We start from the raw sequence: 22745 nt of genomic DNA on the forward strand, positions 1-22745 counted from the left end.
ACTACCTGTTGAGGGTGGATTTGAGGGCCAGACGGATCAGGGCTTCGCTGGTATCGGCTTCGGCTTCCACCAGACTGATCAGCCGGCTGGCCTCCTGGGGCTTGTATCCCAGGGCGATGAGGGCGGCCACCGCGTCAGAGGTCGGGTTCGCCGGGGCCGTGGGTGCGCCGGAGGGTTGAGGCAGGGCCGCCCCGCTTCCCAGGGTGGCCACCCGGTCACGCATCTCGATCACCAGCCGTTCCGCCGTCTTGCGGCCAATGCCGGGCAGGCGGGTGAGGGGGGTGATGTCATTGTCCATCACGCAGCGGCTGAAGGCGTCGCTGGTCATCCCGGAAAGGATGGCCAGGGCCATCTTGGCCCCCACCCCGTTGACCCGGATCAGGTGACGAAACAGGCTCCGTTCCTGTACCCCGGCAAATCCGTAAAGCACATGGGCATCCTCCCGCACATGCAGATGGGTGTGCAAGGTCACTTCGCTGCCTTCCGCTGGCAGGTCGAGAAAGGTGGACAAAGGGGCTTCCAGTTCGTAGCCCACCCCGTGTACGTCCAGCATCAGATGGGGGGGCTGTTTATGAATGAGTACCCCCCGCAGTCGTCCGATCATCGGGTTCTCCTGGCATAGCCCGCCGGCAGGCGGGACAGGGTGGCCTGGGTATGGGCATGGCACAGGGCCACCGCCAGGGCATCGGCGGCATCGGCGGCGGGCCGGGCAGCCAGCCCCAGGATCATGGTGACCATGTGCTGCATCTGGGTCTTGTCGGCGGCACCGGTGCCCACCAGGGCCTGTTTGATGGCCCGGGGGGCATATTCGGCCACGGATACTCCCCCCTGCACCGCTGCACAGATGGCCGCCCCCCGCGCCTGTCCCAGCTTGAGGGCAGAGGCGGCATTGCGGGATACAAACACCTGTTCAATGGCCATCACCTGGGGTTGATGCCGGTCTACCAGTTCGGCCACGGCGGTGAGAATATGGCCCAGTCGGGCCGGCAGGGCGTCTCCCTTGACCCGGATACAGCCGCTGTCCACATGGGTGGAGCGGCGGCCATCGGTATCCACAATGCCATAGCCGGTGACTACAGACCCCGGATCAATCCCCAGGATGCGAAGACAGGGGGCGGTCACAGGGCCTGCATGACCGAGTCGGGGAAGTCGGCATTGGTGTAGACATTCTGCACGTCGTCCAGATCATCCAGCATGTCCAGCAGCTTGAGCAGGGCCTTGGCGGTGTCCACGTCATCCACACTGCTGCCGGTGGCGGCCCGCATGGTGACTTCGCTGCGCTCGGGCTTGAGGCCGGCCTCGGTCATGGCGGCGCGCACGGCGTCGTAGTCTTCGGGGGTGGTGAGTACGTCGATGGAGTCATCATCGTTGACCAGCACATCATGGGCGCCGGCTTCCAGGGCCGCTTCCATGACCCGTTCCTCGTCACTGCCGGCGGGATAGCCCAGGATGCCGGTTTTTTCAAACAGGTAAGCCACCGAACCGTCGGTGCCCAGGTTGCCACCGCATTTGCTGAAGGCATGGCGCACTTCAGAGACGGTGCGGTTACGGTTGTCGGTCATGCAGTCCACCATGATGGCGACGCCGCCGGGGCCATAACCTTCGTAGCGCAATTCCTCATAATTGACCCCTTCCAGCTCCCCGGCCCCCCGCTTGGTGGCCCGCTCGATGGTGTCCTTGGTCATGTTGGCGTCCAGGGCCTTGTCCATGGCCAACCGCAGCCGGGGGTTGGTGGCTGGGTCCGATCCCCCCAGACGGGCGGCCACGGTGATTTCCTTGATGAGTTTGGTAAAGAGCTTGCCGCGCTTGGCGTCCTGGGCATTTTTGCGATGCTGGATATTCGCCCACTTACTATGTCCGGCCATGTGAAGTCTCGTTGTCGGGTTCGATCGAAAAAGGCGGGGCAAAAAGGATACTGGAATCCCGGCGACGATGCATCGCACCTTCAGCCGGGGCGTTCTGCCAGACGCCGGAGCAGATAAAACCCCACCACCGCCAGCACCAGCACAAAGGCCAAACTGCCGTAAAGGCCCAGGTAGGGTTCCAGCAGCCGCCATTGGGCGCCCAGGAGGTATCCCCCCAGGGCCAGCACCGTATTCCAGACCAATGTCCCCAGCCAGGTCAGGCCAATGAAGCGCATCAGGGGCATGGGCAGCAGGCCGGCGGGGATGGACACCAGACTGCGCAGGGTGGGGACCAGACGGCCACCGGCCACGATCCAGGCCCCGTGGCGGGCATAGAGGGTCAGCACCCGATCCAGGTCCTGTTCCCCCATCAGCAGCCAGCGACCCCGCTGCCGCAGCAGGGTACGGACTCGCAGTTCTCCCACCCGGCGGGCCAGCAGATAGATCAGGGTTGACCCCAGCGTCCCCCCCAGGCTGCCCGCCAGGATCGCCCACCACAGGCTCAGCAGTCCCTCATGGGCCAAAAATCCGGCAAAGGGCATCAGGGCCTCTGGGGCCAGCAGGATCAAAAACAGGCCCAAGGCCCAATAGCCATAGTCCTCAATGGCTTGATCCACCAAGGGGTTCAACGGCGTACCAGGGTTTTGGCATTGGTGAAGGCCCGGATACCGGCGCGGGCCAGTTCCCGGCCAAACCCGGAATCCCGGATGCCACCAAAGGGCAGGCGGGGATCACTTTTGACCATGGCGTTGATAAATGCAGTGCCGCAGGCCATGCGCCGGGCAAAATGTTCTCCCCTGACCCTGTCCCGGGTCCATACACTGCCCCCCAGACCAAAGCGGGTGTCGTTGGCCAGGCGCAGGGCATCTTCCTCGTCGGTGGCCCGTAAAATACAGGCCACCGGCCCGAAGATTTCTTCCTGATAGGCCCGAGTGCCGGGCACCACCCGATCCAGAATGGATGGCGCATACCAGGCACCCTTGCCGGGCAGGGGCTGGCATCCCATGACCGGCACCGCCCCTTCGGCGATGGAATCTTGCACCTGCTGATGCAGTTCGTCCCGCAGATCGGCTCTGGCCATGGGGGCAAGGGTGGATTCTTCTTTCATGGGATCGCCCGGTTTCAGGTCGGCCACCCCATCCTTGAGCCGGGCCAGAAAACCGTCCACCACCGCAGGCACCAGAATAAACCGTTTGGCGGCAATGCAGCTCTGGCCTGCATTGCGGTAGCGGGACACCAGCGCCTGGGATACGGCCTCATCCAGGTCTGCATCCTCCAGCACCACAAAGGGATCAGAGCCCCCCAGTTCCAGTACACAGGGCTTGAGCACCCCCCCGGCGATGGCGGCCACCGCCCGCCCCGCCCCGTCACCGCCGGTCAGGGTGACCCCATGTACCCTGGGGTCTTCGATCACCCGCTGGACTTCGGCGGAGGTGATCATCAGGGTTTGAAAGGTTCCCGTGGGCAGCCCGGCATCCCGGAACACTTCTTCGATGGCCAGGGCGCAGCGGGAGACATTGGAGGCATGTTTGAGCAGGACCGTGTTCCCCGCCATCAGGGTCGGGGCGGCAAAGCGGAAGACCTGCCAGAAGGGAAAATTCCAGGGCATCACGCCCAAAATGGTGCCCAGGGGCTGAAACATCAGTCGGGCATCCAGTTCTCCCGCCGGCATGGGTTCTTCCGCCAGAAAGCCGGCCCCATGATCGGCATAGTACTCACAGACCAGGGCGCAGCGTTCAATCTCGGCTCTGGACTCGGTCAGGAGCTTGCCCATTTCCTGGGTCATCATGACGGCAAAATGATCCCGACGATGACGCAGCACATGGGCAGCCTGACGCAGCAGCCCGGCCCGCTGGTCCAGGGGGGTATCGCGCCATTCGGGCGCCATGCGGGCCGCCTGACCCAGGGCCTTGTCAATGCGCGGCCGGGCCCAGGTCTCGAACACATGCAGCACCGAACCGTTGGCGGGATTGACGGAACTCAGAGGCACGGGGGGAACTCCTTTGGATGCAGAGGGCGCATACAATAGTCTTTCGATCAAGAATACACCACACCAGCGCCCCTGGGCGCTGCACCTGAATGACCGCCGTGGGTATACTGGTCGCCTCGATACCGATACAGGAGGATGCGATCCGGGCCGCGTGATCGTGCCGTGCATCACGGGGTTTTTCGCGCAATATGATGAATATTCGCACGCTATGTGTCCTTGGAGGCACCGGGTTTACAGGCACCCATGTGGTGGCACGACTGGCCGCGGAAGGCCGTCAGGTCAAGGTACTCACCCGCCATGTCAGTCGGCATCGGCACCTGCTGGTGCTGCCGGGGGTGCAACTGGTGGCTGCGGACTGCCACGATCCCCAAGTGTTGCGGACCCATTTTGCCGGCTGTGACGGGGTGATCAACCTGGTGGGTATTCTCAATGAGCGGGGGCGGGATGGCAGCGGTTTTCGTCATGCCCATGTGGCCCTGGCCCGCACGGTGATCGAGGCGGCTGCAGATGCCCAGGTGGGGCGTGTGCTGCACATGAGTGCTCTCAATGCCGATGCGGCCAATGGGGCCAGCCATTACCTGCGCACCAAGGGAGAAGGGGAAAACATTGTGCATACCCTGGCCGGACCGGTTCGGGTGACCAGTTTTCGGCCTTCGGTGATTTTTGGCCCCGGTGACAGTTTCTTCAACCGCTTCGCCCGCCTGCTGCGCCTGACGCCGGTGTTGCCCCTGGCCTGTCCGAACGCCCGCTTTGCGCCGGTCTATGTGGGGGATGTGGCCGGTCGTATGATCGCGGCCCTGGAGGACCGGCGCACCTGGGGACGGCGCATCGAACTCTGCGGTCCTGGCACCTATACCCTCAAGGAACTGGTGACCTATACCGCCCAGGTCATGGCCCGTCGCCGCCTGATCCTGGGGCTGTCCGATGGCCTGTCCCGGTGGCAGGCGCGGATCATGACATACGTTCCCGGTAAACCCTTCACCCTGGACAACTACTATTCCATGAGCCGGGACAGTGTGTGTCAGGGGCCGGATTGCTGCCCCACCGCCATCGAAGCCATTGTGCCCGGTTATCTGGGAGACCGGGAGCGCCATGCCCGGTTGCACCAGTTGCGCAGTGAGCGCCGCTGATCATGGACTGTTATCTGGTGGGCGGAGCGGTGCGGGATGCCCTTCTGGGGCTGCCGGTCCGGGAGCGGGACTGGGTGGTGGTGGGCACCACGGTGGATGCCATGCTGGCCCAGGGATTTAAACAGGTGGGTCGGGACTTTCCGGTCTTTTTGCATCCACAGACCCGCGAGGAATACGCCCTGGCCCGCACCGAGCGCAAGACCGCCCCCGGTTACCGGGGGTTTGAGGTCCACGCCGCCCCGGATGTGACCCTGCAGGACGACCTGGAACGGCGGGATTTGACCATCAACGCCATGGCCCAGGATGCCCAGGGACAGTTGATTGATCCGTTTGGTGGCCAGAAGGATCTGGCGGCCCGGCGGTTGCGCCATGTGTCTGCCGCCTTTGCTGAAGACCCGGTGCGTATCCTGCGGGTGGCCCGCTTTGCTGCGCGTCTGGGGCCTTTGGGATTTACCGTGGCCCCGGAGACTTTGGCGTTGATGCAGCAGATGGTGGCCGCCGGCGAGGTGGATGCCCTGGTGCCGGAACGGGTCTGGCAGGAGCTGGAACGGACATTGGCCGGCCCCTGTCCATCCCGGTTCTTCCAGGTGCTGCGGGCCTGTGGCGCACTGGCGGTGCTGTTCCCGGAACTGGAGCGCCTGTATGGCGTGCCCCAGCCGCCCCGCTATCACCCGGAAGTGGATACCGGCGTCCATACCTTTATGGTGCTGGATCAGGCCGAGGGATTGTCCACCGATCCGGTGGTGCGGTTTGCGGCCCTCACCCATGATCTGGGTAAGGGAAATACCCCCAAGGATATCCTGCCCAGCCACCACGGCCATGAGCAACGGGGGGTGGTACTGGTGGATCAGCTCTGTGACCGCTACCGTATTCCTGGCCGCTACCGGGAGTCCGCCCGGTTGGTGGCCCGTTACCACGGCCATATCCATCGGGTATTTGAACTGCGCCCGGATACTCTGGCCAAAACCCTGGAGGGACTGGATGCCTACCGGCGCCCGGATCGACTGGAAGGCATTTTGCTGGCCTGTGAAGCCGATTATCGTGGCCGCACCGGATTTGAGGACAGACCTTATCCCCAGGCCGATTATGTGCGCCAGGCCCATGCCCGTTGTCTGGCCATCCAGGCCGGCCCGCTGGTGGCCCAGGGCCTCAAGGGGCAGGCCATTACCCAGGCAATGCGCCGACTACGGATTGAAGCCCTGACCCAGTTGCGACGGGCCTACACCGACCGGGTACCCGACGGCACTTGAGGCCGGGTCGGTCACAGGCGATGGCTCAGGTCATGCTGGGCAAACCCCATCAGGGGAATATCCACCCCTCGCCCCAGGGCCATCACCTGAAACCGTTCCCCCATCTCTCCGGGCAGGGTGAGGGTACGCACCTGGGCTGCCAGGGCCATCTGGGCGCGTACATCCTCCTGACAACGGGCTGCAAAAGCCGCCTCCAGTCCGGTGCCGAACAAAAACCAGGCCTGGGTGGTATATCCCAGCAAGGTCAGATCCGCCCCGGCCCCGGCCCTGGCCACCGCCGAAAAATCCACATTGGCGGTCAGGTCCATCAGTCCCGGCCATATCAGGGGATCGGTGAGCATCCGGTGGCGATAATGGGCGATCAATGTGCCCTGGCGTCGTTCGGGGCTGTAATATTCCCGGCCCGGATAGCCATAATCCACCAATAGCAACACCCCTGCCGCCAGACACTCCGCCACGGCCATGATCCAGGGGGCTAGTCCCGGATTGAATTCCGACTGATAACCTGCACCCCAGTGACCACCGGCAGCCTGATGCAGGGTGTGTACCGCTGCTGTCATGGTGTCATCGGCGGGACGATCCGCCCAGATCACCCCCTCGGCGGTGATCTGCACTCCCCGGCGCAGCACCTGATCCGGGTGCCAGATGAACAGCTCCACCGGCAGGGCATCGAGCACTTCATTGGCCAGCATCACCCCCCGAAATGTCCCCGGTTCGGGCAGCCGGTCCAGCCATTGGACCCGGGCGGCCAGCGCCTCCGGCAATTGGGACAAGGTGGCCTGTTGTCGCTGGCGCAGGTCCGGGCTGGTGTCCAGGATCAGGTAATGATCCGGCAGGGCATCCTGTTGCGCCAGGGTATCGAGCACCTGGGCCGCCAACTGGCCGGTACCGGCGCCAAATTCCAGAATATCCCCACCCCCCAGGGTATCGAGCACCTGGGCACATTGACGGGCCAGACAATGGCCAAACAGGGGGGATTGCTCCGGGGCGGTGACAAAGTCTCCGGCGGCCCCCAGTTTCTGGCTGCCGGCTGCGTAATACCCCAGGCCGGGGGCATACAGGGCCAGGGTCATATAACGATAAAAGGACAGCCAGTTGCCGTTGCTGCGGCTTTCATCCTGCATCTGTTGCAACAGGCGCTGGCTCAGGGCCAGGGCATCGGCGGGGGGGGGAGGCAATCGAAAATGTCGGGGCGATGGTATCATCACAGGTTCTGCTAAAGTCTGGGGTGGGGGAGGGAAGGATTGAGCATGGAACAGCCGTACTTTTCTTCACTGCAGGGCAAGACCGTATTCATCACCGGCGGCGCCCGGCGCATCGGTGCCAGCATGGCCCGTCGCCTCCATGCCGAGGGCATGAATCTGGTGATCCATTACCGCCATTCCAGTGATGACGCCCGCGCCTTGCAAAGGGAACTGAACCAGCTTCGTCCCCATTCGGTTCAACTGGTGGGAGGCGACCTGCTGGTGGCCGGGGCGGTGACACAACTGGCGGAGGCAGCCGTGGCGGCCTTTGGCGGGCTGGATGTCCTGATCAACAATGCCTCTACCTTTTATCCCACCCCATTGGGCCAGATCACCGAAGCCCACTGGAATGATCTCATGGGCACCAACCTCAAGGCACCCCTGTTTCTGTCCCAGGCCCTGGCGCCGACCCTGATGGCCAGAAACGGCTGTATTATCAATATCGTCGACACCCACGCCCGCTATCCCCTCAAGGATTATCCGGTGTACTGCGCGGCCAAGGCCGGATTATGGCTGCTGACCCAGTCCCTGGCCCGGGAACTGGGGCCGCGGGTGCGGGTGAATGGCATTGCACCGGGGGCGATTCTGTGGCCAGAGGCGGCAGAAAACACCGCCGGCCATGACACCATGATCCGCCATACCGCCCTTCAGCGGGAAGGAGACCCGGATGACATTGCCCGCACGGCCCTGTTTTTGATCCGGGACGGCGGTTACATCACCGGACAGGTGATTGCGGTGGATGGTGGCCGCTCGATGGCCCAATAGCGGCTGCCGGTCCCAGTCGGGTGGCCATGAGTCGGGCCGGATTGAGTACCGGCACCGTCAGTCCCCGGCGCCGGATCCCGGCGGCCAGATGCAGGCCACAGCCCACATTGGCGGTCACCAGCACATCTGGCGCCAATGCCTCCAGGGCCTCCAGTTTGGGGGCCAGCAACTGATCGGCCATTCGGGGATCGGTCAGCATCCGGCTGCCGGCGCCGCCACAGCAGAAGGCATTGTCCGGCAGGGCGACATCGGTCACGCCGGGCAGACGTTGCAGCAGGGCCACCATGAAGTCCGCTTCACCCAGACCGTGGCGCAGGGTGCAGGGGGTATGAAAGGCCACCTTGAGGGGGGTATCCACCAGCTGCAGCGGCGTCAGGTCCAGATCCGCCAGTAACCGGCACAGGCCAGTGACCCGCGCTCCGAGTCCATCACCGCCGGCACCGTGCAGATGGACGCGACAGCCACTGTTCAGACTCAGGATCGGCCCCTCATGGCCGGCAAAGGCCGCCTGATTGCGTCGGGCCAGGGCGGCGGCATCCTTCACGCCACCGGCATGATGGTCCATGGCCCCGCAGCAGACCTGTCCCTGGGGCACCACAACCTCATATCCCAGTCTGGTGAGCACCTGGACAGCGGCTTCCAGGGTGGGGCCGTCGAAGGTTTCTGCCGTACATCCGGTAAACAGGGACACCGTGCCCCTTGTGGCGGTCACCGGGGATGGGGTGCGGGGCCAGCGGGGCGGGGGGGTGACATCGGCTAAAAATGTGGCGTTACGGGCCATGCCGGGTCTTTGGGCATTCCCCAGGTGCCCGGCCAGCCAGCCCAGCCCCATGCCTCTGGCCAGTCGCAGACTGCCGGACGCCACCCGTCTGGCCCCCGAATGACTGAGCAGGTATCCCCGGATTGCACCAGAGGGTTGAGGTGGCGGGATCAGAACCCTGCGAGTGGCATCCATCAAATCCCCAAAGGGGACACCGGAAGGACAGACCGTTTCGCAGGCCCGGCAGCCCAGACAGCCCTCCAGATGCCGGCGCACCGTTGCATCATCCTTGAGGGCGCCCTGCATCAACCCCTGCATGAGGGTGATGCGGCCCCTGGGCGAGTCGCCTTCATTACGGTTGATCTGGTAGGTGGGACAATGGGGCAGGCACAGACCGCATTTCACGCAACGGTCGGTATCCCGCAGGATATCGGCAGAGTTTGTCATCATTTTACGCAAGAAACCCCGTCCTTCAGGGCGGGGAGGGATGTATGAGTTTGGGTGACAAGCATAGCCATCGGCCCTCCAGCAAAAAAAAACCTCACCCACCTTGACATGTGCAGTGCAGCATACGATATTAGAATCATATCGTCTCGCGGACCCCTCCGCAGTCGGTATACTCCTCCATCCTCCTTTGGTGGTTTTGGCGCGGCTCCCTCAAGTCGCGCTTTTTTTTTGCCGGTGGCCCTGGGGTTCTCCGGGCGCGTATAATTTCCGGTCTTTTTGTCATCATCAGACCGGCGAACCCATGACCCAAGCAATGTCCCGACCCGTAACCCGCGCGCTCATCAGCGTTTCCGACAAGACCGGCCTGCTGCCCTTTGCCCAGGCCCTGGCGACGCGGGGTATCGAGATCCTTTCCACCGGCGGTACCGCAAAACGCCTCATGGAAGCAGGCATCCCGGTGAAGGAAGTCTCCGCCCATACCGGGTTTCCCGAGATGATGGATGGCCGGGTCAAGACCCTGCATCCGAAGATCCACGGCGGCATCCTGGGGCGTCGGGGCATGGACGACGAGGCCATGCAGACCCACCACATCCCCCCCATCGACCTGGTGGTGGTGAATCTTTACCCCTTTGAAGCCACCGTGGCCCACCCCGGCTGCAGCCTGGAAGACGCCATCGAGAACATCGACATCGGCGGCCCGGCCATGGTACGGGCCTCGGCCAAGAACCATGCCCATGTGGGCATTGTGGTGGACCCCGCCGACTACGACCGGGTGCTGGAGGCCCTGGCCGCCGGTGACGGCAGCCTGCCCCATGCCCTGCGCTTTGAACTGGCGGCCAAGGCCTTTGCCCATACTGCCCGTTATGACGGCGCCATCGCCAATTACCTGACCGGCGTGCGGGACGAACAGACCCAGGCCCCCTTCCCCGGCACCCTGTCCCTGCAATTTGAAAAAAGCCTGGACCTGCGCTACGGCGAGAACCCCCATCAATCCGCCGCTTTCTACCGGGAACGTGATCCCGCCGAGGCCGGCGTGGCCACCGCCCGCCAGATTCAGGGCAAGGCCCTGTCTTTTAATAATATTGCCGACACCGACGCCGCCCTGGAATGTGTGAAGCAGTTCCAGGCCCCGGCCTGTGTCATCGTCAAGCATGCCAACCCCTGCGGCGTGGCCGTGGCCGACCACATCCTGGCCGCCTATGACCTGGCCTTTGCCACCGACCCCACCTCCGCCTTCGGCGGCATCATCGCCTTCAACCGCCCCCTGGATGGCAAGACCGCCGAGGCCATTGTGGCGCGGCAGTTCGTGGAGGTGATCATCGCCCCCGAAGTTTCCCCGGAGGCCGTCAAGGCGGTTTCCGGCAAGCCCAACGTGCGTCTGCTGGCCTGCGGCCAATGGGGTGAAGCCGGCGGTGGCTGGGATTTCAAGCGGGTCAACGGCGGCCTGCTGGTTCAGGACCGGGATCTGGGCCAGATCAACGAATCCGACCTGAAGCGGGTCTCCAGGCGTGCCCCCACCGACCAGGAACAGGCGGATCTGCTGTTCGCCTGGCGGGTGGCCAAGTTCGTCAAGTCCAACGCCATCGTCTACGCTCGGGATGGGCGTACCATCGGCGTTGGTGCCGGCCAGATGAGCCGGGTGTATTCGGCCCGCATCGCTGGCATCAAGGCCGCCGATGAAAACCTGCAGGTGGCCGGTTCGGTGATGGCTTCGGACGCCTTTTTCCCGTTCCGCGACGGCATCGATGCTGCCCACGAGGCCGGTATCACCGCCGTGATCCAGCCCGGCGGCTCCATGCGGGACGAGGAAGTGATTCAGGCGGCCAATGAACATGGCATGGCCATGCTGTTCACGGGCATGCGACATTTTCGGCATTGATTCCTGGGGTTAACGAATGAACATTCTCATCATTGGCGGCGGTGGCCGCGAACATGCCCTGGCCTGGAAGGCAGCCCGGTCGCCCCGGGTGGATACGGTTTTTGTGGCCCCCGGCAATGGGGGCACGGCCAGGGAAGCGGGCTGCCGCAATCTGGATATCGGCGCCGAGGACATCCCCGGCCTGCTGGCCTTTGCCCGCAAGGAAAACATCGACCTGACCATCGTCGGCCCCGAGGCCCCTCTGGTGGCCGGGGTTGTGGACGCCTTTCAGGCTGAGGGTCTGGCCATTTTCGGCCCCACCCAGGACGCCGCCCGTCTGGAAGGCTCCAAGGCATTTTCCAAGGATTTTCTGGCCCGCCACCACATTCCCACGGCGGCTTACGGCAGTTTCACGGATCTGGACGAGGCATTGGCCTACCTGCGTGCCCAGGGGGCGCCCATTGTGGTCAAGGCCGATGGACTGGCCGCCGGCAAGGGGGTGATCCTGGCCCGGACCCTGGCGGAAGCGGAGGCCGCGGTGCGTGACATGCTGGCGGGCAATGCCTTTGGTCAGGCCGGTCACCGGGTGGTGATCGAGGAGTTCCTCAGCGGCGAGGAGGCCAGTTTCATCTGCATGGTGGACGGCGAGCATGTGCTGCCCATGGCCACCTCCCAGGACCACAAGGCCCGGGACAACGGCGACCAGGGCCCCAACACCGGCGGCATGGGTGCCTATTCCCCGGCCCCGGTGGTCACTCCCGAGATCCATGCGCGCATCATGAACCAGGTGATCCTGCCCACGGTGCGGGGCATGGCCGCCGAAGGCACCCCTTACACCGGCTTTCTCTATGCCGGGGTGATGATCGATGCCCAGGGCATCCCCAAGGTGCTGGAATTCAATTGCCGCTTCGGTGACCCGGAAACCCAGCCCATCATGATGCGGCTGCGTTCGGACCTGATCGAACTGGTGGAAGCCGCTCTGGCGGGTCGCCTGGACCGGACCCAGGCCGACTGGGACCCCCGTGCTGCCCTGGGGGTGGTACTGGCGGCAGGCGGCTATCCCGCCGATTACCGCAAGGGGGATATGATCCAGGGCCTGCCGGATACCGATGCCGAAGATGCCAAGGTGTTCCATGCGGGCACGGCCCTGAAGGACGGCCAGGTGGTCACCCAGGGCGGGCGGGTACTGTGCGCCGTGGGACTGGGGGAGCGGGTCAGTGATGCCCAGGCCCGGGCCTACGCCCTGACAAGGCAGATCCACTGGGATGATGTCTACTATCGAACCGATATCGGGCATCGGGCCGTGGCCAGGGAGTGATCCCGGGAAGCCAAAAAATCCATCCAGGATTTTCCCCTGGATGGATGAGTTAAGCGCAGAGAGATATAACGGGCTGGACGGCCTGCGGATTGCGTGTTAACGTAGCGTCCATCAAAAATTCATACCCATTGTCTTGTTGTCCGCCCGCCCGGGTGGTGTCCCTTCTCGAATTCAGATCAGATCCGACCCAATCCGAAACTGGTGTCCCTGGACCATGTCTTGCGGCTCGGCCTGTCCGGCCCGAAGACTTTCACCGATCATCCCGCCTCCGAACCTCGATATGAACCTCACTGAACTCAAGCGTAAATCGGCCTCCGAGCTGGTAGAACTCGCGCAGTCCATGGAACTTGAAGGGATGGCGCGGGCACGAAAACAAGACATCATCTTTGCCATTCTCAAATCCCACGCCAAAAGTGGCGAGGATATTTTCGGTGATGGGGTGCTGGAAATCCTGCAGGATGGTTTCGGGTTTTTGCGGGGGGCAGACAGTTCCTACCTGGCCGGACCGGATGACATCTATGTTTCCCCCAGCCAGATCCGCCGTTTCAGCCTGCGCACTGGCGATACCATTTCCGGCAAGATTCGCCCACCCAAGGAAGGCGAGCGTTATTTTGCCCTGCTCAAGGTGGACAGGATCAACTTCGAGCCACCGGAAGCGGCCAAGCACAAGGTGCTGTTCGAGAATCTCACGCCGCTGCACGCCTCCCAACGGATGCGCATGGAGCGGGGTAATGGGTCCACTGAAGACATCACCGCCCGGGTCATCGACATCGTGGCGCCCTTCGGCAAGGGTCAGCGGGGTCTGATCGTCTCCCCGCCCAAGGCCGGCAAGACCCTGATGCTGCAGAACATTGCCCAGAGCATCACCACCAACCATCCTGAATGCTATCTCATTGTCCTGCTGATCGACGAACGTCCCGAGGAAGTGACGGAGATGTCCCGCATGGTGCAGGGTGAAGTGGTGTCCTCCACCTTCGATGAGCCGGCCAGCCGCCATGTGCAGGTGGCCGAAATGGTGATCGAGAAGGCCAAGCGTCTGGTGGAGCACAAGCGGGATGTGGTGATCCTGCTGGATTCCATCACCCGTCTGGCCCGGGCCTACAACACCGTGGTGCCGTCCTCCGGCAAGGTGCTCACCGGGGGTGTGGATGCCAATGCCCTGCATCGTCCCAAGCGTTTCTTTGGTGCCGCCCGCAACATCGAGGAAGGGGGCAGTCTGACCATCCTGGCCACCGCCCTGATTGATACTGGCTCCAAGATGGACGAAGTGATCTACGAAGAGTTCAAGGGCACCGGCAACATGGAAGTCCATCTGGACCGCCGGATTGCCGAGAAGCGGGTTTACCCGGCCATCAACATCAACCGCTCCGGTACCCGCCGGGAAGAACTGCTCACCGATCCGGAAGAGTTGCAGAAGCTGTGGATCCTGCGCAAGTTCCTGCACCCGATGGACGAGCTGGAAGCGATGGATTTTCTGTTGGGTCGATTGCAGTCCACCAAGACCAACAACGAATTCTTCGACATGATGAAGCGCAGCTGAAGCTGCACTTCAGGGCTGTTGCCGGCTGTTGCTACCTTCCGTGCTTTCCTGGGCGGCCCGCTCTGGACTCCCGCTTTCGCGGACCTACCATCGCATCCCCGCGCAAGCGGGGGGGGCAGCGCCCCCCCTCAGACCTCACACCCACCCTTCCGGGGAAATACCCCAGACTTCACGGGCATACTGCATCACCGTGCGGTCGATGGAAAAATACCCCATCCGCGCCGTGTTCAACATCGCCTTGCGCAACCAGGCCTCCTGATTTCGGTACAGGGCATCTACAGCTTCATGGGCCCGAACATAATCCTCATAGTCGGCCAGCACCATGTACTGATCCTCGGTGAGCAGGTGATGGATCAGGTCGTGATAACGTCCCGGCTCCTGGGGCGAGAAGAAACCATCCCGGATCATGTCCAAAGCCCGACGCAACTCCTCATTGGCGGCATAAAAATCCCAGGGCCGATACCCGTCACGCTTGAGCTGCGCCACCGCATCGGCATTCATGCCAAAAATGAAAATATTGTCCTCACCTACCGCCTCGCGAATCTCGATATTGGCCCCGTCCAGGGTGCCAATGGTCAGGGCGCCATTCAGGGCCAGCTTCATGTTGCCCGTGCCGGAGGCCTCGGTACCGGCAGTGGAAATTTGCTCTGACAGGTCTGCCGCCGGAATGATGACCGCTGCCGTGCTGACATCATAATTGGGAATGAAAATCACCTGCTGCTTGTCATTGGCCGGATCATGGTTGACCACATCCGCCACATCATTGATCAGGCGGATAATCTGCTTGGCCCGCACATAGGATGGCGCCGCCTTGCCGGCAAACAGGGTCACCCTGGGCACCTGTTCCTTGGCCCGACCATCCCGGACCCGGTTGTAGCAGGTGATCACATGCAACACATTCAGCAGTTGGCGCTTGTACTCGTGAATGCGCTTGATCTGCACGTCAAACAAGGCATCCGGGCTGATGGTGATCCCCATGTGCTGTTTCACCAAAGCCGCCAGATGTTCCTTGTTACGACGCTTGACCTGGGCAAATCCTTCCCGGAATTGGGCATCATTGACCTGGGGTTCCAATCGCTGCAACTGGCTCAGATCCATGGTCCAGTCATCACCAATATGCCGGGTGATCAAGGCCGCCAGATCGGGGTTGGCCTGATTGAGCCAGAGCCGGGGCGTGATGCCGTTGGTGATGCTGACAAACCGGCTGGGCCAGAGCCGGTAAAAATCGTTGAACAGGTGTTTTTTCAGCAGATCGGTATGCAGGGCCGCCACCCCATTGACCATGTGGCTGCCCACCACCGCCAGATGGGCCATACGCACCTGACGGCCCTGGCTTTCGTCGATGATGGACAGGCGCCGGACAATGTCATTGTCACCGGGGAAATTGTGACGGACCTCATTGAGGAAATGGAAATTGATGTCGTAGATGATCTGCATGTGACGGGGTAACACCCGCTCCATCAATGCCACCGGCCAGGTTTCCAGCGCTTCGGGCATCAGGGTGTGGTTGGTGTAGGAGAACACCCCCTGGGTGATGGCCCAGGCCTGACGCCAGGGCAGTTCGTGAGTGTCTACCAGCAGGCGCATCAGTTCGGCAACGGCAATGGCCGGATGGGTGTCATTGAGCTGGATTGCCACCATCTCCGGCAGCTTGTCCAGCCCATGCCCCAGATCCAGATGCCGGAATACGATGTCCTGAATGGAGGCGGAGACGAAAAAATATTCCTGTTTCAGGCGCAGTTCCCGACCAATGGCCGTGGCATCATTGGGGTAGAGCACCATGGAAATGGTTTCCGACTCGATCTTTTCCTGCACGGCGCGGATGTAATCGCCTTCGTTGAAGTAGTCCAGATCGAAATCCCGGGTGGCCTTGGCTGCCCACAGACGCAGGTTGTTGACGTTTTTGTTGCCATAACCTGGGGTGGGGAAGTCGTAGGCCATGGCGATGACTTCCTCACCGTCCTCCCAATGGTAGCGGGGTTCTCCCCGTTCCCGGTGTTCCACCAGATAGCCGTAAAAACGCACCGGATAAATTTTTTCCGGGCGGGGAAATTCCCAGGGATTGCCATAGCGCAGCCAGTTATCCGGGTGTTCCACCTGTTCGCCATGTTCGATCCCCTGGTGAAACATGCCAAATTCGTAGCGGATGCCATACCCATACCCCGGCAGACATTGGGAGGCCATGGAATCCAGGATGCAGGCAGCCAGCCGACCCAGTCCCCCGTTCCCCAGGGCAGCGTCGGATTCCATTTCGACGATTTCATGCAAATTGGTGCCCAACTCTTCCAGAGCCTCACAGCAGGGTTCATAAAAACCCAGATTCATCAAGCTGTTGACCAGCATGCGGCCAATGAGATACTCCATGGACAGGTAATAGACCCGCTTGACCTGCTCCTGATCGAACAGGCGCTTGGTATACATGCGTCGTTCGATGATCCGCTCCCGGACCGCATAGGAAACCGCATGCAGCCAATCTCGATGGGTCGCAGAGCGGGGATCCTTGCCGACCGCATGGATCAGGGCATCACGAATCGACTCCTTGAGGGCATCCTTGTCACAGGGCAGGGGCTGAGGGTCTTGTTCGTGGACCATTTCCAGGGTTTTCATAATCTCTCCGCCAGGAAAGCCGCGATTTCAATCGCGGGAGGAATTGCGGCCGCGGTCTTGCAGCCACAGGAAAGGATGTGGGCCTTCCACCCACAGGGCCGCAAGGCTCTGCCCCGTAAAGGGCACCAGTGACGCAGGGCTTTCGCCCTCACAAGCCCCCGACTGCAGTCGGGGGGAGTTGACGCACGAACCGGACGGCGCGGAACCCGTCAGATGTTCTGATCGATAAATGCCGTCAGCTGGGACTTGGACAAGGCCCCCACCTTGGTGGCCTCCACATTGCCCCCCTTGAACAGCATCAGCGTGGGAATGCCACGGATACCGAATTTGGGGGGGGTGGCCGGATTTTCGTCAATGTTCAGCTTGGCCACCTTGAGTTTGCCACTGTATTCGATGGCAATTTCGTCCAGAATGGGGGCGATCATCTTGCAGGGACCGCACCATTCCGCCCAGTAATCCACAAGGACCGGTTGCTCGGACTTGAGCACATCCTCTTCAAAGCTTGCGTCCGTGACACATGTGATGTTTTCACTCACTACAATTGACCTCCGGTTAAAATGTTTGGCATCGCACCACCAGGTACCTGGACCCGGAGGGTTCGACGCGCCGCTGGATTGTATTCCAGACGACCACTTCCAATGATACCGCGAGGCAAGGCCCCATCTCCATGACGGACGAACATCTTTCCGCGACCCATTTCTCAGGACTCGATCTTCCTGCCCCGGTACGTCAGGGTCTGGAAGATGCCGGATTTTCCCATTGCACCCCCATTCAGGCCCTGGCTCTGCCCCATGCCCTGACGGGCAAGGATGTGGCCGGCCAGGCCCAGACCGGCACTGGCAAGACGGCCGCTTTTTTGATCACTGTGCTGACCCATCTGATCCGCCATCCTGCGCCCACAGACCGCCGCCCCAATCAGGTCCGGGCCTTGATCCTGGCCCCCACCCGGGAACTGGCCATCCAGATTCACAAGGATGCCCTGGTGCTGGGCGCCCATACCGGCCTGACCCTGGGGCTGGCCTACGGGGGCACCGACTATGACAAGCAGCGCAAGCAGCTGGCCGATGGGGTGGACATTCTCATCGGCACCCCCGGACGCATCATCGATTACTTCAAGCAGAAGGTCTTTGATCTCAGGCAGACTCAGGTGCTGGTGCTCGACGAGGCCGATCGCATGTTCGATCTGGGCTTTATCAAGGATGTACGTTTCCTGCTGCGTCGCATGACCCCTGCCACCGAGCGTCAGTCCATGCTGTTTTCTGCCACCTTGTCCTGGCGGGTGATGGAACTGGCCTACGAGCATATGAACAGCCCGGTAAAGGTGCAGACCCAGGATGAGCAGGTCACCGCCGAACGGGTGCGTCAGGTGATTTACTACCCCGGTAACGAGGAAAAAATCCCCCTGTTGCTGGGCATCATGAAACGCTCAAACCCGGACCGTTCCATGGTGTTTGTCAATACCAAGCACATGGCGGAGAAGGTTACGGCCTGGCTCCAGGGCAACGGCATTCCCACGGCCTTGTTGTCCGGCGATGTGCCCCAGCGCAAGCGCCAGCGGTTACTGGCCCAGTTCGAGACCAGCGTGTTTCAGGTGCTGGTGGCCACGGATGTGGCGGCCCGGGGGCTGCATATTCCTGATGTATCCCATGTGTTCAACTTTGATCTGCCTCAGTCCGGCGAGGACTATGTGCATCGCATTGGCCGTACTGGCCGGGCCGGGGCAGAAGGGGACGCCGTCAGCTTTGCCTGTGAGGACTCGGCCTTTTATCTGCCGGAAATTGAATCCTACATCGGCTTCAAGATCGCCTCCGAGGCAGTGGACCCCCAACTGCTGCTTGAACATGTGCAGCCGCCGGCGAAGATCGAGCGCAAGCGTGGTGGTTCGGGTGACCGGAGCAAGGGTCGGCCTCCCGCTGATGGGGATAAACCCCGGCGTCGCAGACGGCGCAAGCCCACCGGGAAAAACTGACGGGGCCGGTTGGGCGCGGGGAGCAGTCACAGGTGCTAGAATGAGTATCCCTCCCGCAGTGACCCCTCAGCCATGACCGCAAGTACCCGCATCCGCGAAATCCCCTATAACTACACCTCCTACTCCGACCGGGAGATCGTCATCCGCTTCCTCGGCGAAGGCATGTGGGACGTGCTCAACGAACTGCGCGCCCGCCGGCGCACCGGTGTCTCCGCCCGGATGCTGTTCGAGGTGCTGGGGGACATGTGGGTGGTCACCCGCAACCCCTATATCCAGGATGACCTGCTGGGCAACCAGAAGCGACTCACCGCCCTGATCCACGCCCTGGATCACCGGGTGGACCAGATCATCGCCCGAGCCGAGGGCAATCAGCTGGCCCTGGACTTGGCGGAACAGGCCCGCCGGGCGGTACGACGCTTCGAAGCCTGGTTCCCGGAACAAAAGGCCCTGCGCGCCCGTGCCCGCCGCCTGCTGGGCAAGGTCACCCGCAAGGACAACATCCACTTCGACGGCCTGGCCCGGGTCTCCCATGTCACCGACGCCACCGACTGGCGCGTGGAACTGCCCTTCGTGGTCATCACCCCGGATTCCGAGGCGGAGATGGCCGGGGTCATCCAGACCTGCTTCGAACTGGGTCTGACCGTCATTCCCCGGGGGGGCGGCACCGGCTACAACGGCGGCGCCGTGCCCCTGACCGCCGATGCCGCGGTCATCAACACGGAAAAGCTCGAAGCCTTGAGCGAGGTGGAGTTCGTGGAACTGCCCGGGGTGGAAGGCCCCGTGGCCACCCTCCGCGCCGAGGCCGGGGTGGTGACCCGCCGGGTGTCCGAGGCCGCGGGGCGCGCCGCCCATGTGTTTGCCGTGGACCCCACCTCCCAGGATGCCTGCACCATTGGCGGCAACATTGCCATGAACGCCGGCGGCAAGAAGGCGGTGCTCTGGGGCACGGCCCTGGACAATCTGGTGTCCTGGCGCATGGTCACCCCGGAGGCCCGCTGGATTGAGGTGGAACGCCTCAATCACAACCTGGGCAAGATCCACGATCAGGAGACCGTGAGCTTTCGCATCACCCGATTCCAGGCCGACGGCGTGACCCCCGACGGAGAACCCCAGGTCATCTCTTTTCCGGGCCAGGTCTGCCGCAAGGCGGGGCTGGGCAAGGATGTCACCGACAAGCGCCTGCAGGATCTGCCGGGGATTCAGAAGGAAGGCTGCGATGGCCTGATCACCTCCGCCGTGTTTGTGGTTCATCGCATGGCGGCCCACATGCGCACCATCAGCCTGGAGTTCTACGGCACCGATCTGCATCAGGCGGTGCCCGCCATTGTCGAGATCAAGGACGCCCTGGAGGCCGATCCCAAGGTGCAACTGGCCGGGCTTGAACACCTGGACGAGCGCTATGTGCGCGCCGTGGGCTATACCCCCAAGGGGGCGCGACGGGAGCGGCCCAAGATGGTGCTTCTGGCGGACATTGCCAGTGACGACGAGGCGGCGGTGGGTCTGGCCGCCTCGAAGATGGTGCGTCTGGCCAATGCCCGCAACGGCGACGGCTTCATTGCCGTAAGCCCCGAGGCCCGCCAGCGGTTCTGGGCCGATCGCAGCCGGACCGCCGCCATTGCCGCCCATACCAACGCCTTTAAGATCAACGAGGACGTGGTGATCCCCCTGGACCGGCTGGCGGAGTACAGCGAGGGGATCGAGCGCATCAACATCCACCAGTCCCTCACCAACAAGCTGCGCATGGCCGACGAGATCCTGGCCTGCCTGGGCAAGGATCACCGCGCACTGCTGGAATCCCTGGCCCTGGGCAGCGAGGAGGCCCGGGGCTGGTTTGAGGGCTTGCGCCGGACTGCGGAAGACCATGTGCGCCAGGTGCGGGACCGCTGGCAGGCCGTTTTGAATCATCTGGAGGATGATGCCCAGGCGGTGGACGACCTGCTGGACGCGCCGTCCCGGGCGGACCGCCGCCCCGGCGACCGGCTGATCCAGCTGCTGTTGCGTCGCAGCCTGGTGATCTCCTACCGGCGGGAGATTGAGGCCCGGCTATGGGAAATCTTCGATGGCCGCGACCTGGAACCGGTGCGCCGGAGCATCCAGGCCATCCACGACCGGGTGCTCACCAGTCGCCTGTTCGTGGCCCTGCACATGCATGCCGGTGATGGCAACGTACACACCAATATCCCGGTCAACTCCAACGACTACGCCATGATGCACGAGGCCGAGCATATCGTGGACCAGGTGATGACCCTGGCCCGTGAGCTGGGCGGCGTCATCTCCGGGGAGCACGGCATCGGCCTGACCAAGATTCAGTATCTGGGGGAGCCGGAGCTCAAGGCCTTTGCCGACTACAAGCGCCGGGTGGACCCCATGGACCGCTTCAACCGGGGCAAGCTGCAGGCCGGCTCCGGGCTGTCTCGGGCCTATACCCCTTCCCTGCGTCTGGTGCAGGAGGAGGCCCTGATCCTGGAGCAGAGCGAACTGGGGGCACTCAACGACGACATCCGCGACTGCCTGCGCTGCGGCAAGTGCAAGCCCGTCTGCACCACCCATGTGCCCAGGGCCAACCTGCTGTACTCGCCCCGCAACAAGATTCTGGCCACGGGCCTGATCATCGAGGCGTTTCTTTACGAGGAGCAGACCCGTCGCGGCCTGTCCCTGCGGCATTTCGATGAACTCAACGATGTGGCGGACCACTGCACCATCTGTCACCGCTGCCTCAAGCCCTGTCCGGTGAACATCGACTTTGGTGACGTGACGGCCCGCATGCGGCGCATCCTCAAGGCCAGAGGCCAGCGCCGGACCAGTCTGGCGGCCAAGGTCTCCATGACCTTCCTCAACATCAAGGACCCGGCCACCATCAAGCTGATGCGCACCGCCCTGGCCCAGTGGGGCTTTGCCGGACAGCGCCTGGGGCACCGGATGTTCCAGCGCCTGGGCCTGTTGGAGGATCATCGGCCCGCCGCCACCACGGGACCGGCACCGATCCCCGCCCAGGTCATCCACATGGTGAGAAAGCCCCTGCCGGCGGGTCTGCCCTCGCGCACCACCCGGGCCATGCTGGGGCTGGAAGACCCCAGTCACGTGGCCATCCTGCGGGATCCGGCGGTGGCGCCGGAGCAGGGCGAGGCGGTGTTCTATTTCCCCGGTTGCGGTTCGGAGCGTCTGTTCAGCCAGTTGAGTCTGGCGACCCTGGCCATGCTCTACCGTGCTGGTGCCCAGACAGTGCTGCCGCCGGGGTATCTGTGCTGCGGCTACCCCCAGGAATCCGCCGGCGAGGAGGCCAAGGGCAGGGCGATCACCACCGAGAATCGGGTACTGTTCCATCGGGTGGCCAACACCCTGAACTATCTGGACATCAAGACGGTGGTGGTGTCCTGCGGCACCTGCATGGATCAGTTGCTGAAATACGAGTTCGAGCGCATCTTCCCCGGTTGTCGGTTGCTGGACATCCATGAGTATCTGATGGAGAAGGGGGTGACGCTGGAGGCCGCGCCGGGGGTGGAATACCTGTATCACGATCCCTGCCATTCCCCCATGAAGACCCACGCGCCGCTGCAGGTGGCGGGGAATCTGCTGGGCCGGCCGGTGACCCTGTCGGACCGCTGCTGCGGCGAGGCGGGGACCTTTGCGGTGAGTCGCCCGGATGTGGCCACCCAGGTGCGGTTCCGCAAGCAGGAGGAAATCCACAAGGGCATCACGTCGCTGACCGGCGCGCCGGTGGCCGCCGGCGGCAATGTGAAGTTGCTGACGTCCTGCCCGGCCTGTCAGCAGGGGTTGTCCCGCTACCGGGAAGATACCGGGACGGAGGTGGACTATATCGTGGTGGAGATGGCCAATGCCCTGCTGGGAGAGCAGTGGCAGGCCCGCTTCATCGAGCAGGCCCGCAGCGGGGGTATCGAGAAGGTACTGCTCTGACAAAAAAGCCCCTCTCCCCTTGCGGGAGAGGGGTTGGGGTGAGGGGAA

17 protein-coding genes are annotated in these 22745 nt (G+C 63.0%); 8 read left to right on the forward strand and 9 right to left on the reverse strand.

Features of this window, described 5'->3' with window-relative positions; all coding sequences use genetic code 11:
• Nucleotide 1: 1 nt before the first annotated feature.
• The 5 genes from ruvA to BMX62_RS01150 form a co-directional block, all read right to left on the reverse strand.
• On the reverse strand, nucleotides 2-604 hold the full coding sequence (gene ruvA, locus BMX62_RS01130; protein WP_090202765.1) for a Holliday junction branch migration protein RuvA: 603 nt from the start codon (nucleotides 602-604) through the stop codon (nucleotides 2-4).
• Complete coding sequence (gene ruvC / locus BMX62_RS01135; RefSeq protein WP_090202768.1) at nucleotides 601-1122, reverse strand: crossover junction endodeoxyribonuclease RuvC; 522 nt, start codon at nucleotides 1120-1122, stop codon at nucleotides 601-603. The genes ruvA and ruvC overlap by 4 nt, the downstream gene beginning before the upstream one ends.
• Entirely contained in the window at nucleotides 1119-1865 is a 747-nt protein-coding gene (locus tag BMX62_RS01140) for a YebC/PmpR family DNA-binding transcriptional regulator (protein ID WP_090202771.1), read from the reverse strand. Before BMX62_RS01140 ends, ruvC begins: the two co-directional genes overlap by 4 nt.
• Nucleotides 1866-1945: 80 nt before the next feature.
• Nucleotides 1946-2521 (reverse strand): DedA family protein, encoded by a 576-nt coding sequence (locus BMX62_RS01145; RefSeq protein WP_238375794.1) that lies wholly within the window; start codon nucleotides 2519-2521, stop codon nucleotides 1946-1948.
• 8 nt (nucleotides 2522-2529) lie between these two features.
• Nucleotides 2530-3894, reverse strand: a complete 1365-nt coding sequence (locus BMX62_RS01150; RefSeq protein WP_202906170.1) for an NAD-dependent succinate-semialdehyde dehydrogenase — start codon at nucleotides 3892-3894, stop codon at nucleotides 2530-2532.
• Nucleotides 3895-4085: 191 nt separating this feature from the next.
• Between BMX62_RS01150 and BMX62_RS01155 the strand changes: the two genes are divergently transcribed.
• Together BMX62_RS01155 and BMX62_RS01160 are read left to right on the forward strand one after the other, a co-directional pair.
• Nucleotides 4086-5024 (forward strand): complex I NDUFA9 subunit family protein, encoded by a 939-nt coding sequence (locus BMX62_RS01155; RefSeq protein WP_090203098.1) that lies wholly within the window; start codon nucleotides 4086-4088, stop codon nucleotides 5022-5024.
• Between the two features lie 2 nt (nucleotides 5025-5026).
• Nucleotides 5027-6274: a multifunctional CCA addition/repair protein gene (locus BMX62_RS01160; RefSeq protein ID WP_090202774.1), complete on the forward strand. Its 1248-nt coding sequence runs from the start codon at nucleotides 5027-5029 to the stop codon at nucleotides 6272-6274.
• An 11-nt stretch (nucleotides 6275-6285) separates the two neighbouring features.
• On the opposite strand, the gene BMX62_RS01165 is transcribed toward BMX62_RS01160, so the two are convergent.
• Nucleotides 6286-7479, reverse strand: coding sequence for a class I SAM-dependent methyltransferase (locus tag BMX62_RS01165; RefSeq protein WP_090202777.1), 1194 nt, complete (start codon nucleotides 7477-7479; stop codon nucleotides 6286-6288).
• A 45-nt stretch (nucleotides 7480-7524) separates the two neighbouring features.
• Between BMX62_RS01165 and BMX62_RS01170 the strand changes: the two genes are divergently transcribed.
• Nucleotides 7525-8283 (forward strand): pteridine reductase, encoded by a 759-nt coding sequence (locus BMX62_RS01170; protein WP_090202779.1) that lies wholly within the window; start codon nucleotides 7525-7527, stop codon nucleotides 8281-8283.
• Here the strand turns inward: BMX62_RS01170 and BMX62_RS01175 are convergent.
• A complete protein-coding gene (locus tag BMX62_RS01175; protein WP_238375796.1) occupies nucleotides 8234-9493 on the reverse strand; it encodes a (Fe-S)-binding protein in 1260 nt (419 codons plus the stop codon). The two genes, BMX62_RS01170 and BMX62_RS01175, sit on opposite strands and share 50 nt — an antisense overlap.
• 310 nt (nucleotides 9494-9803) lie before the next feature.
• Here BMX62_RS01175 and purH point away from each other — a divergent pair, with 310 nt between their 5' ends.
• From purH to rho, 3 genes are all read left to right on the forward strand, one after another.
• Nucleotides 9804-11369 (forward strand): bifunctional phosphoribosylaminoimidazolecarboxamide formyltransferase/IMP cyclohydrolase, encoded by a 1566-nt coding sequence (gene purH, locus BMX62_RS01180; RefSeq protein ID WP_420795796.1) that lies wholly within the window; start codon nucleotides 9804-9806, stop codon nucleotides 11367-11369.
• A gap of 16 nt (nucleotides 11370-11385) precedes the next feature.
• On the forward strand, nucleotides 11386-12666 hold the full coding sequence (gene purD, locus BMX62_RS01185; protein ID WP_090202786.1) for a phosphoribosylamine--glycine ligase: 1281 nt from the start codon (nucleotides 11386-11388) through the stop codon (nucleotides 12664-12666).
• Between the two features lie 280 nt (nucleotides 12667-12946).
• Nucleotides 12947-14206: a transcription termination factor Rho gene (gene rho, locus BMX62_RS01190; protein ID WP_090202789.1), complete on the forward strand. Its 1260-nt coding sequence runs from the start codon at nucleotides 12947-12949 to the stop codon at nucleotides 14204-14206.
• A 135-nt stretch (nucleotides 14207-14341) separates the two neighbouring features.
• Here the strand turns inward: rho and BMX62_RS01195 are convergent, their stop codons facing one another.
• Both BMX62_RS01195 and trxA read right to left on the reverse strand, forming a co-directional pair.
• Nucleotides 14342-16813 (reverse strand): glycogen/starch/alpha-glucan phosphorylase, encoded by a 2472-nt coding sequence (locus BMX62_RS01195; RefSeq protein ID WP_090202792.1) that lies wholly within the window; start codon nucleotides 16811-16813, stop codon nucleotides 14342-14344.
• 209 nt (nucleotides 16814-17022) lie between these two features.
• Nucleotides 17023-17349, reverse strand: a complete 327-nt coding sequence (trxA, locus tag BMX62_RS01200; protein ID WP_090202795.1) for a thioredoxin TrxA — start codon at nucleotides 17347-17349, stop codon at nucleotides 17023-17025.
• 131 nt (nucleotides 17350-17480) lie between these two features.
• Between trxA and rhlB the strand changes: the two genes are divergently transcribed.
• Together rhlB and BMX62_RS01210 are read left to right on the forward strand one after the other, a co-directional pair.
• Nucleotides 17481-18782 (forward strand): ATP-dependent RNA helicase RhlB, encoded by a 1302-nt coding sequence (gene rhlB / locus BMX62_RS01205; RefSeq protein WP_090202797.1) that lies wholly within the window; start codon nucleotides 17481-17483, stop codon nucleotides 18780-18782.
• Between the two features lie 72 nt (nucleotides 18783-18854).
• Nucleotides 18855-22697 (forward strand): DUF3683 domain-containing protein, encoded by a 3843-nt coding sequence (locus BMX62_RS01210; RefSeq protein WP_090202800.1) that lies wholly within the window; start codon nucleotides 18855-18857, stop codon nucleotides 22695-22697.
• Nucleotides 22698-22745 lie beyond the last annotated feature (48 nt).

Source organism: Ectothiorhodospira magna, from assembly GCF_900110965.1.
GTDB lineage: Bacteria > Pseudomonadota > Gammaproteobacteria > Ectothiorhodospirales > Ectothiorhodospiraceae > Ectothiorhodospira > Ectothiorhodospira magna.

Coding starts and splice junctions, on each gene's coding strand:
- purD (WP_090202786.1), top strand. CDS start 11,386: ATGAACATTCTCATCATTGGCGGCGGTGGCCGCGAACATGCCCTGGCC.
- ruvA (WP_090202765.1), bottom strand. CDS start 604: ATGATCGGACGACTGCGGGGGGTACTCATTCATAAACAGCCCCCCCAT.
- BMX62_RS01155 (WP_090203098.1), top strand. CDS start 4,086: ATGAATATTCGCACGCTATGTGTCCTTGGAGGCACCGGGTTTACAGGC.
- rhlB (WP_090202797.1), top strand. CDS start 17,481: ATGACGGACGAACATCTTTCCGCGACCCATTTCTCAGGACTCGATCTT.
- BMX62_RS01160 (WP_090202774.1), top strand. CDS start 5,027: ATGGACTGTTATCTGGTGGGCGGAGCGGTGCGGGATGCCCTTCTGGGG.
- BMX62_RS01165 (WP_090202777.1), bottom strand. CDS start 7,479: ATGATACCATCGCCCCGACATTTTCGATTGCCTCCCCCCCCCGCCGAT.
- BMX62_RS01140 (WP_090202771.1), bottom strand. CDS start 1,865: ATGGCCGGACATAGTAAGTGGGCGAATATCCAGCATCGCAAAAATGCC.
- BMX62_RS01195 (WP_090202792.1), bottom strand. CDS start 16,813: ATGAAAACCCTGGAAATGGTCCACGAACAAGACCCTCAGCCCCTGCCC.
- BMX62_RS01210 (WP_090202800.1), top strand. CDS start 18,855: ATGACCGCAAGTACCCGCATCCGCGAAATCCCCTATAACTACACCTCC.
- purH (WP_420795796.1), top strand. CDS start 9,804: ATGTCCCGACCCGTAACCCGCGCGCTCATCAGCGTTTCCGACAAGACC.
- rho (WP_090202789.1), top strand. CDS start 12,947: ATGAACCTCACTGAACTCAAGCGTAAATCGGCCTCCGAGCTGGTAGAA.
- BMX62_RS01175 (WP_238375796.1), bottom strand. CDS start 9,493: ATGATGACAAACTCTGCCGATATCCTGCGGGATACCGACCGTTGCGTG.
- BMX62_RS01170 (WP_090202779.1), top strand. CDS start 7,525: ATGGAACAGCCGTACTTTTCTTCACTGCAGGGCAAGACCGTATTCATC.